Origin of the sequence: Holospora obtusa F1 (assembly GCF_000469665.2) — a bacterium.
GTDB lineage: Bacteria > Pseudomonadota > Alphaproteobacteria > Holosporales > Holosporaceae > Holospora > Holospora obtusa.
Genome location: NZ_AWTR02000056.1, coordinates 1 through 10,048, shown reverse-complemented (window position 1 = coordinate 10,048; position 10,048 = coordinate 1). Strand labels below are relative to the sequence as shown.

At 33.6% G+C, this 10,048-nt stretch carries 10 protein-coding genes and 2 pseudogenes; 8 read left to right on the top strand and 4 right to left on the bottom strand.

Annotated elements, in window-relative coordinates:
* The first annotated feature begins 119 nt into the window (after window positions 1-119).
* From P618_RS06045 to P618_RS07840, 7 genes are all read left to right on the top strand, one after another.
* Window positions 120-911: a lysophospholipid acyltransferase family protein gene (locus P618_RS06045; protein WP_021827667.1), complete on the top strand. Its 792-nt coding sequence runs from the start codon at window positions 120-122 to the stop codon at window positions 909-911.
* Between the two features lie 39 nt (window positions 912-950).
* Window positions 951-2,354 (top strand): tRNA (N6-isopentenyl adenosine(37)-C2)-methylthiotransferase MiaB, encoded by a 1,404-nt coding sequence (miaB, locus tag P618_RS02890; protein ID WP_021827668.1) that lies wholly within the window; start codon window positions 951-953, stop codon window positions 2,352-2,354.
* A gap of 354 nt (window positions 2,355-2,708) precedes the next feature.
* On the top strand, window positions 2,709-4,178 hold the full coding sequence (locus tag P618_RS02885) for a porin family protein (RefSeq protein ID WP_021827669.1): 1,470 nt from the start codon (window positions 2,709-2,711) through the stop codon (window positions 4,176-4,178).
* 20 nt (window positions 4,179-4,198) lie between these two features.
* A complete protein-coding gene (locus P618_RS02880; protein WP_476702730.1) occupies window positions 4,199-4,555 on the top strand; it encodes an HU family DNA-binding protein in 357 nt (118 codons plus the stop codon).
* A gap of 36 nt (window positions 4,556-4,591) precedes the next feature.
* The gene (locus tag P618_RS02875; protein WP_162147068.1) at window positions 4,592-5,140 is read left to right on the top strand and encodes a winged helix-turn-helix domain-containing protein; all 549 of its coding nucleotides are present in this window, start codon (window positions 4,592-4,594) and stop codon (window positions 5,138-5,140) included.
* Between the two features lie 533 nt (window positions 5,141-5,673).
* Window positions 5,674-5,877: an IS1 family transposase gene (locus tag P618_RS07300; RefSeq protein WP_162147067.1), complete on the top strand. Its 204-nt coding sequence runs from the start codon at window positions 5,674-5,676 to the stop codon at window positions 5,875-5,877.
* Window positions 5,840-6,076: an IS1 family transposase gene (locus tag P618_RS07840; RefSeq protein ID WP_162147066.1), complete on the top strand. Its 237-nt coding sequence runs from the start codon at window positions 5,840-5,842 to the stop codon at window positions 6,074-6,076. The genes P618_RS07300 and P618_RS07840 overlap by 38 nt, the downstream gene beginning before the upstream one ends.
* Before the next feature lie 426 nt (window positions 6,077-6,502).
* Here P618_RS07840 and P618_RS07295 read toward each other — a convergent pair.
* The 3 genes and pseudogenes from P618_RS07295 to P618_RS06030 form a co-directional block, all read right to left on the bottom strand.
* A pseudogene (locus P618_RS07295) lies at window positions 6,503-6,837 on the bottom strand (ISAzo13-like element transposase-related protein).
* Window positions 6,838-7,027: 190 nt separating this feature from the next.
* The gene (locus P618_RS07290) at window positions 7,028-7,246 is read right to left on the bottom strand and encodes an ISAzo13-like element transposase-related protein (protein ID WP_275574329.1); all 219 of its coding nucleotides are present in this window, start codon (window positions 7,244-7,246) and stop codon (window positions 7,028-7,030) included.
* A gap of 46 nt (window positions 7,247-7,292) precedes the next feature.
* Entirely contained in the window at window positions 7,293-7,625 is a 333-nt protein-coding gene (locus P618_RS06030; RefSeq protein WP_021827675.1) for a hypothetical protein, read from the bottom strand.
* A gap of 367 nt (window positions 7,626-7,992) precedes the next feature.
* Here P618_RS06030 and P618_RS02855 point away from each other — a divergent pair, with 367 nt between their 5' ends.
* Window positions 7,993-9,732, top strand: coding sequence for an ABC transporter ATP-binding protein (locus P618_RS02855; RefSeq protein WP_024161132.1), 1,740 nt, complete (start codon window positions 7,993-7,995; stop codon window positions 9,730-9,732).
* 150 nt (window positions 9,733-9,882) lie between these two features.
* Here the strand turns inward: P618_RS02855 and P618_RS09260 are convergent.
* Window positions 9,883-10,048 (bottom strand): annotated as a pseudogene (locus P618_RS09260) (IS701 family transposase); the annotation flags it as partial.

Genomic DNA, 10,048 nt, shown 5'->3' with positions numbered 1-10,048 from the left:
CGCAGCTATATTCAAGTTGGAGGATGGGTGGGAAAAGGAATATTTCAAGATTTTAATTTTTCTTCTTTAGATGCCTGCGTTGTTGTCGATACAAAGCGTTTAGTGCAAAGTTACGGATCATGATAGACGAAAAATATCCTGTATTCAGATTTCAAAAAAATTATTTTTGTGCATTATTCCGTGTAACGGGAATAGGGTTGCTTTTACTTTGGGCTTGTATAATTGTAGCCTTGTCTTTTTTATTTCCCGCTTTTTCTTTGATTTTACGTAAAAAATTGTACAAAGGAATCCGTCGTTGTTCTGGAATTCGTAAAGTTATTGTGCAAGGTACGATTTGTCAAGAAAATGTTTTTGCTATTTCCAATCATATATCCTATTTGGATGTTATGCTTTTAGGTGAACACGCTTCTTATCTTTTCATAGCAAAAAAAGAAGTAAAACAATGGCCTTTGATTGGTTGGATAGCGTACAAATTTGAAACCATATTCATCCAAAGAACTTTACGAGGCATTCATGACGGTCAAAAACACATAAAATACGCAATTCAACACAACAAAGCTGTTTTAGTTTTTGCAGAAGGAACAACGGGAAATGGAATTTTAACCGAATCTTTTTATCCTGCTTTTTTTAAATTAGATCAAACGATCAGAATTCAACCTATTTCTATTTGCTACACAGAAATTAACGGTCTTCCTGTTTTATCTTGGGTGAGAAGAAAAATAGGTTGGATCGGAAGCATTGCGTTGCTCCCTCACTTATTAGAATGTTGCAGCTGGCGATCATTAACAGTAGTGTTAAACTTTCATCCCCCATTTTTTTCTGAATCTTGCCGTAAACTTTCCGCAACAAAGTGTGAGCATACAATCAGGTTTGGAATATCTGAAGCCTTAAAAATACAAAATATTCGTTAAATTTATAAACACTTTAAGCATTAAGAAAGGAAAAAATATATGTACAAAACATTACATGTGATTACTTATGGATGCCAAATGAATGTCTATGATTCTCAGAGAATACAGGAAATGTTAACAATCTTAGGATACAGCTTAAGTCAAGAAATGGACGCAGATATTGTTATCTTTAACACATGTCAAATTCGCGAAAAAGCAGAAGAAAAATTATTTTCTGATTTAGGGCGTGTTCGTATTTTAAAAGATCGCCGAAAAGAATTTAATAAAGAAATGATCATTGTGGTAGCTGGATGCTCCGCTCAAGCGCTTGGAAAACATATTTTAAAGCGAGCAGCTTATGTAGATCTCGTTGTAGGTCCACAAACTTATGACAAGATTCCTGAATTATTAGCAAAAATTGAACGAGATCGAGTTTCTGAAACTAAACCTGGACAGGGAATATTACGCACAGGATTTCCTAAAATTTCTAAATTCGATAACTTAAAAACGCCGAGAAACTTTCATGGTGTTAGTGCAATGCTTTCCATTCAAGAAGGGTGCAATAAATTTTGCAGTTACTGCGTTGTTCCATATACTCGAGGAGCAGAATATTCAAGACCTTTAGAGGATGTTTTACAGGAAGCAAAAGCGCTCTTAAAAAAAGGAGCAAAAGAATTAGTTCTGTTAGGACAAAACGTAAACGCTTATCAATCTAAAAATTTTTTAGGAAAAAACGTAACTTTTTCTGAACTCTTGTACCGATGTGCAGAATTAGAAGGAGTTTTTCGCCTAAGATACATGACTTCTCATCCAAGAGAAATGACGCACGATTTGATTCGAGCCCATAAAGAAATTCCTCAATTAATGCCTTTTCTGCATCTTCCTGTTCAATCTGGATCGAACAATGTTCTTCAGGCAATGAATCGTCAATACACTGTACAAGAGTATGAATCTATAGTAGAAAAACTCAAAGAAGCAAGATCAGACATAGCCATTTCTTCAGATTTTATCGTAGGACATCCTGAAGAAACGGAAGAAGATTTTGAAAAAACTTGCCAACTTGCTATTCGTGTTCAATATGCGCAAGCGTATTCTTTTATGTACAGCTCTCGCCCTGGAACGCCTTCTGCTTTAAAACAACAAATTCCTTTTGAAATAAAAAAAGAAAGATTACACAGACTTCAAGAAATTTTACGTCACAGCCAAAAAACGTTTAACATGAGCAAAAAAGGAGTGACTCTTCCAGTTTTATTCGAAAAAAAAGGAAAACATTCTGGACAAGTTTTAGGAAAAACTCCTTATATGCAATCCGTTTATGTTCATACTAAAAATAACGTAAGTGATGTAATCATAGGAACAATACAAGAGGTTGAGATTTTAGAAGGACATTTGAATAGCTTAATGGGAACTTTTGCGAATAATGAAAAACAAACATATCCTCACTTTAATTCACATTTACTTTAAAAAATTACCTCAAATTAAGTGTTGGTTGTAATAGTCCATAAAAAAAATCTATAACTCACTTGCGTTACACCTTTTTGTCTAAGGGGATTCTCACTTTTTTTCATAAATTAAAATTCTATGAAGACTTTAACTTACGATTTTTTTCTAACCTATCATAACCGATTCCCAATTCAAGGTGCTCACTGTAACACAAATAAATTTTCATCCTGTTTTTAAATTTTACAATTGGTTTACCTGCACTTTTTATTTTTTGGTAACTAAAAAACAAAACTTTTATCAAATGGTAAAATTTGCCTTGACACTGAAGCTTTAACCGTGCTATAAGATTCGAACGTTTATAATTTTTATTTATTCATGTTTTTTTTACTTGGGTGTTTTTTGTTTTTTTCCAGTTCTTTGTTTGGACTTGATCTTAGCGCAACTACTTCTAATACTAAAAATTTAGAACGAAAGTTGATAAATTCTTCTACTTCTCTTGTTACACCTAAAAAAAAATTTTTGAAAGAAAAAGGAGAAAATCAAGGTGGTTTTTCTCTGTTACTTTCTGGAAAAGCAAGTTTTGCTATGACATTAGGAAGAAATAAGACAGATTATACAGTTTTGTTTACCCCTCCAGGTGGAGGAAGTGTGTTTAATTTGTCGGGACTGTTTGGTAACGGAGAAAAAATTTATTCGCATGTTGCAAGAAGTCAATTAAACGTGAATAATTCTCAATTTATGGTGCGAGCAGAGCAGCCGTTTTTTTCTAAAGAAGGAACTTTTGCAGTGTTTATTGCTTTTACTGGAGATCCTGATAACAAGCAATCTGTTCGAGAAATTGCCGCGGAAATAGATACTTTTTACGGAACTTTTGTGTTTGGAAATACAAAAGGTATAGAGAATCGAGCAGTCGCAGGCCCGTCATCTTTTTTAAAAGGAACGGGAGGTACGGATGGAGCGATCAGTAGATTTTTAAATCCTACAACGGGTGTGTTTATGTTCCCCAGCATGAAGGGAGATACTGGAGTTGCAACAAAATTAGTTTTCTTTTCTCCAAATTTCGGAGATATCAAAACCTTTGGCTCTGTTCAGTTTGGTCTTTCTTATACCCCAAATACTTCTATGATGGGGGAGGCGAAAATGAATACCGCTTTTAATAGTAAAGATCCTTTGAAAGCTTCTTTTGATCTAAATAGTTTTGCACAATCTATTCGCTATTCTCTAGAACGAGAATCATTTGGAATAGCATTATCTTTTGTTCGAATACACGGAAAAACACGACCTGCCATTCCTCAGCAACCTCTTTTAGCTGTATACAGCAATAATAGTTGGGATGTAGCAATGAATGCTAATTATGGTCCGTGGTGTTTAGGGGTTGAATATATTTATAACGGACGCTCTGGGTTTTTAAAAAATCATCTTCCAAGTTTGACACCTTCTTTGGGTACAAATCTTGGAATAAAAGAAAAACTCCCTACAATGATGTATTCTCCTCATGATTGTGGAAAAAGTTATACACTGAACACAGGAATTGGATATATTGTAAAAAATCAGTGGGGAGTTTCTTTGGGATACTTACGAACTGGTTCGCACACTGGCTTTATTTCTACAGATCAAGAGGCTAATCTTATAAAAGCAAAAGGGAGTGCTTGGGTTTTATCCGGAGATCGGTCTTTAGTGGATGGGGTAGATTATTTTATAGAAGTTGCCATTAGTTATAAAATGTCTAATCCTGCTTGGCCTTATATGGGAACTGCGGGCGCAGCATTAACTAAACTTCCATTTCCAACCACTCCAAGCAATTCTGCAACTGCAGTTTTGTCTGGACTAAAAGTTAAATTTTAGATAAAATTTAGAGAAATAGATTGTTTTGGAGAGTAAAAATGAAAATAGGAATAACTAAAATAGATCTGGTTACCAAAATTTCTGCAAGCAGTGGAATTAGTAAAAGTACCGTAAATCAGGTGTTAGATCAGTTTTTAGAGGTAGTTACAGAGACCTTAAAAGAAGGTAATTCTGTGAGATTGACAGGTTTTGGGTCTTTTTTAGCAAGATTACGTCCAGAGATGACTGCACGAAATCCAAAAACAGGAGCTCCTGTAATAGTTCCCGCGGTTTTAGTTCCTGTGTTCCGTGCTGGAAAACATTTAAAATCTGCCCTTGAATCCATATCTACTCATGAGTTTTCTTCTCTTGAAATTGATTCACAAGATATAGATTAATTTTTTTCTATGGTTCGTATCATAAAGAAGAATGTTTTGTTTTTTGGTGACATTTACTGGTGTTCTCTTTGGAGAGAAGTTGTTGATCAAAATTTTTTTGATCTTGAGGTGTTTTTTTGTGAAAAACAAGAACAGTTAAATTTTTTTCGGGAAGAAAGATCAGTTTTGTCGTATGTTTATGTGCAGAATAAGCAATGTGTTTTTGAGAATTGGATTTCTAAAAAATATTATTTATTACCTGAATTTTTTTTTGTTTTTTTAGGAGAATTAAAAATTCTCCAGAATAAAGTAGGATATGCTTTGGAGGATTTTCTACTTTATGATCATACCATCATTACTAAAAAAAAGGAATTGATAGTTTTAAGAGAAAAAGAGCACAAAATTCTTATTTATTTCCTCAATCAATATCAAAAAAAAGTTAATAAAGAAAAGATTTTGAAAGAAGTTTGGAATTATCATCATATGGTAGAGACTTCGACGTTAGAAACTCACGTTGGACAATTAAACAAAAAATTGCGATTTTGTAATCATCGTATTATACGATATCAAGATAATTTCTTTCTTGATTCATACATTTCCTCCTAAACATCAATAAATTTTTGAGAGTTTTGATGTTTAGATAGTTTTATATCAATATACGACTATAGTGTCGTATTAAGGTCATTAGCAATGCATTACAAGAATGTAATTCCTAAAACTGCATAAGGAACGGTATAGTACGCAAGGTTCAGGGCTATAAGTATAAGGAATATGATTATTAACTTTGTTGAAGGTGACAAGAGGGGCAAAAAGGAAAACGCTGTCAAAAAAGCTTTATGCGTCACTTTACACTCTTTAGCTAAGGCATCATTTTCCTTCTATTATACACAGATGGGGGATGACAGAGATGGAAAAAATACAAGGATCCTCGGTTTCAGGTCACATTCAAACAGTGAAATTTGATGAAATGTAGTATTTTTTCCAAAAAAAGTTAAAAACTTTGGATTATCAAAACTGTTGATCGTAGCACACGGAGAACTGTTGCCTGAGTTACAGGGAATCGTGATGCTGCAACGTTCACACGACTTTACGCAAAAGTCAAACATCTGAAAATTGCACATTTTATACTGATAATGGAGATGCTTTTTCTAAAATCTCTACCAAAAAACCGCCATAATATTGGAAAATCAGGCACTGTATGCATAGAACAAGATCATAGTAATACAAGACATCACCTAGGACACATGACGAGACGTACTAAAGTAGTTTCCAAAAATGAATGCACATTTTATACTGATAATGGAGATGCTTTTTCTAAAATCTCTACCAAAAAACCGCCATAATATTGGAAAATCAGGCACTGTATGCATAGAACAAGATCATAGTAATACAAGACATCACCTAGGACACATGACGAGACGTACTAAAGTAGTTTCCAAAAATGAATTTATGGTATACGGATCAATCAAGCTTTTGTGTGCGCTTACGACACCAGAAATCTTTAATCATTATCAAAAAACATTTTTATCTATCTTTAGGTAAAAACTCTCAAAATAATTAAATATCAAGCCTTCCTTAATTTTATTGAATTATAAATTAACACCGAAAACTGAAGATGCTTCTATATATTTGTCAATACAGCGAGTTAGCTTGAGCAATTGTTTTAAGGGCAATCTCTTAGTGCACTAAATCATCCTCATCCACGCAATAGCGCGTTTGCCTGACCGAAAAGGGTAGCTCAAAAGCGGAATACCGTTGTTTCGTCAGGCATCTTGGCCTTCCGTGATAAAATATCGAAAAAAAATTCGGGTATAATGCATATCCTCCAGAGATTAATGCAATAAAATGATTTTCCTAAATTAATTTAGTTAAATTACAGAGCACGTTTTTAAAATACGCTCAGTTGATAGAGGTTTAATAAAATTGCATACAGATTCTCTTAAATCATCCAGGCTACCAATGTACGCCTTAGGACCTGTGAAAAAATAGCTTACAAAATTTTACATAGTTCCATTTAAGGTGAAATTGATCTGCAAAAATGTTTAAAGCTGCCCATTTATCATCTATTTTTCTCCCTGTATTATAGTTGTTTTGATCAAGAACAGCGCTGATTTTTAGACCTTTGTTGGTTGCAGGGTTGCCAATCAAATTGACGACTGCTTCTCTTGAAATGAATGGCTTGCCACGCCAATTCTTAGAAATATAACTAAACAACTTATGCTCTGTTTTTTCCACTTGCTAGTATCAGGAGGAAAATGTCTGACTTTAATGTAAAGCCTTGATTCATTAGAAAATCTTTGCAATTCATGCTTTCACAATCTAACCCTATGTCAATCTAACTCTATGTCCGTTACAACTAACTCAGTTGTATTTTTATATAATTGTTTGCCCGTAATATGCCACCATGCACGAATAGATTGACTGCAAACTCAGCTGTATCACGGCTTATACCAATAGAAACTCAGCCTATCATATATACCGTAAGGCCTTACTTTACCCAATTCTTTGTTTCGGAAAGTCGTATGTTTCAACCTCGATTGGCTTTCCTTTTGGCACATGTTCTTGACCATTATCTTTAAATTCACCAATATTTTCTTTCTTCTTGACATCTACTGAAATTGAGGGCTGATTGTTATTTATTGCTTCTTTAACTGCCTCGTTTATATAATGAAACTGAGCATCTTTGTCCATATGCGATGATCCCTTTTTAATTTTTTTCGATTCGATTGCAAACTATAACCAAGCTCATGAAGTTACGCTAACTCATAGAATATTTTGCGTTAAGCATCGCTCCCTCAAGTTTTCTAACACTTTTGCTGGTCCATTTTAGTGGAAATTCGGGGGCACCTCGATCAATTGGATCAACAAGATCTTCTAATGTTTTTAAGATATCGGAATGTTTATTTTTGACTGACTTTCTTCCATTACCAGCTGCTCTGACTCTAGTTTGATCTATACTATTTAAGCTGTCTAGTTCTTTCAAGCCCTTATCAATTATTTTGCTAGACGTTTGCGTTGCTTTACTCACAATACCTCCATAACCATAAGACCTGGCTTTTGTAGCAGCCCATAGCCTGCGCCCCTCTCTCATTTAGACATAAATTCTATTGCTAGATATTTTTCTTGTATTTTGGAAACACAGTGTTCTTTTTCAATATTATCTTTCACATCTCAAGGCATTATGCAATCATGTAAGTTATTTTTTCACGATTCCTGAGGCTGGATCCTATCAAAAAATCTTCATCCCCCATCCCATCAGAATGGAGTATAAAATTTCTAGATTAGTTGCATTATGTGCTGTTTTAGTTTAATTTTAATAGTGAAAGATTCAATTTAATCGCTAATTTCCAGATTAAAAAAGAATCTTATAAGTTTTGCTCAACACTTTAAGGAAGCAGTATGTGCACTGAACGACGATCCGGTATGATGGTTTACAAAAAATTTAAATGAGAGATTTGATGAATCGCCAACGAATAAAAAGATTTTTTTCATATTACAAACCGTACACTAATTTATTTTATACCGATCTAGCGTGTTCTGCAATGGTATCTATTATTACGCTTGCACTTCCATTTTGTGTACGCTATATTACTAAACATTTGCTTAAAGAGAGATCCTTAGCTACGCTTAACGATATTTACTTTATGGGCGGAGTAATGATTATTCTGCTTATCATTTATATAGCGTGCAAAACCTTTGTGAATTATAAAGGCCATACAATGGGTGCACTTATGGAAGGCGCAATACGAAACGATTTATTTGAGCATTACCAAAAACTCTCCTTTAGTTTTTACGATGAGCATCGAATTGGAGCGTTAATGACAAGAATATCGAACGATTCTCTCAATATTTCAGAACTATATCATCATGGCCCTGAAGATATGATGATCTCTTTAGTAAATTTTATTGGCGCATTTTTAATTTTAAATTATATTGATTTAAGATTAACTTTTATTTCGCTTAGTTTTCTTCCAATTATGGGAATATATGGGTATTATTTTAGCAGTAAAATGCATGCTGCGTTAAAAAAAAACAGAGAGAAAATAAATGATATTAATGTACAGGTGGAAGATGCTCTTTCCGGTATTAGGGTTGTTAAGTCCTTTACTAATGAAGAAATTGAAAAAAAGAAATTTACTCTCGTTAATCAAAATTTTATTGAAAGTCGGAAAGATCAATACAAAAATGAAGCTTATTTTTATAGTGGCCTTGCAACTTTAACACAGCTCATGATTATCGTTGTCGTCATTTTTGGCTCAATCAGTATTGTTAAAAAAAGTTTAGATTTATCTGATTTACTGACTTTTTTACTCTATATCGGTATACTGATTGAGCCCATCAAAAGGCTTGGTAATTTTGTTCGATTATGTCAAGAAGGATTTACAGGATTTGAGCGAGTCATGGAGATTTTAGAGGTAGAACCAGATATCAAGGATAGTCTTCATGCCATAGAAAACATTGAAGTTCAGGGAAATATAGAATTCAGGAACGTAAGCTTTAAGTACAAAACAGATCATGATTACATATTAAACAATTTGTCTCTTAGTATAAAATCAGGGGAATATATTGCGTTAGTGGGACCATCTGGTGTAGGAAAAACAACTTTATGCTCTTTGATTCCTCGATTTTATGAAGTCAATACAGGTGAAATTTTTATAGATGGAAAAAATATCAATCAGATTACAAAACGCTCGTTAAGGAAACATATAGGCATTGTTCAACAAGATACTTATCTTTTTTTGGGAACGATATTAGAAAATATTCGTTATGGAAAACCTAACGCCAGTTATGAAGAAGTCATTTTAGCGGCAAAACAAGCAAATGCTCATGATTTTATTATGGCATTACCTAGAGGGTATGATACAGATATTGGACAAAGAGGCGTAAAATTGTCTGGTGGCCAAAAGCAGAGACTAAGTGTTGCTCGAGTTTTTTTAAAAAATCCTCCTATCATTATTTTTGATGAAGCAACAAGTTCATTAGATAATGAAAGCGAAAAAGCTGTACAAAATTCATTAGAAAGATTAATAATCAATCGAACAACTCTTGTGATAGCTCACCGATTATCAACAATAAGGCACGCACAGAGAATTCTGGTATTAACGGATGACGGAGTGAGTGAACAAGGCACTCATGAAGAGTTGCTAGCTTTAAATGGAACGTATGCAACTTTCTGTAATGTGCAATTAAGAATATAGATAGACCGGTATCAACAGTCCCCTTCGATAAAATTTAAAAAGTTGATTAATAAAACAATAGACCTTTTGGGAAATTATTGCTATTTTTACTCTATATTAAAGGCAGTTGAATTATTATAAAGTGAAAAAGCACTAATTGACTGACTCATCTTACGTAGCACTTTTCAAAATTTGAAGTTCATTGAACATTAAGACATTGGCTTTTAACAATAGTTTTTGTTTTATTGCAAAATGATTCAATGAGGTTTTCACTTTCAATAATTCTAATTTGCAGTATGCAATGAGTGATGCAAATAGATGATTAGATTGTGTTCTT

Excerpts from the sequence above, each read along its gene's own strand:
- P618_RS06045 (WP_021827667.1), top strand. The coding sequence starts at position 120 with ATGATAGACGAAAAATATCCTGTATTCAGATTTCAAAAAAATTATTTT.
- miaB (WP_021827668.1), top strand. The coding sequence starts at position 951 with ATGTACAAAACATTACATGTGATTACTTATGGATGCCAAATGAATGTC.
- P618_RS02885 (WP_021827669.1), top strand. The coding sequence starts at position 2,709 with ATGTTTTTTTTACTTGGGTGTTTTTTGTTTTTTTCCAGTTCTTTGTTT.
- P618_RS07300 (WP_162147067.1), top strand. The coding sequence starts at position 5,674 with ATGCTTTTTCTAAAATCTCTACCAAAAAACCGCCATAATATTGGAAAA.
- P618_RS07840 (WP_162147066.1), top strand. The coding sequence starts at position 5,840 with ATGCTTTTTCTAAAATCTCTACCAAAAAACCGCCATAATATTGGAAAA.
- P618_RS06030 (WP_021827675.1), bottom strand. The coding sequence starts at position 7,625 with ATGAGAGAGGGGCGCAGGCTATGGGCTGCTACAAAAGCCAGGTCTTAT.
- P618_RS02855 (WP_024161132.1), top strand. The coding sequence starts at position 7,993 with ATGAATCGCCAACGAATAAAAAGATTTTTTTCATATTACAAACCGTAC.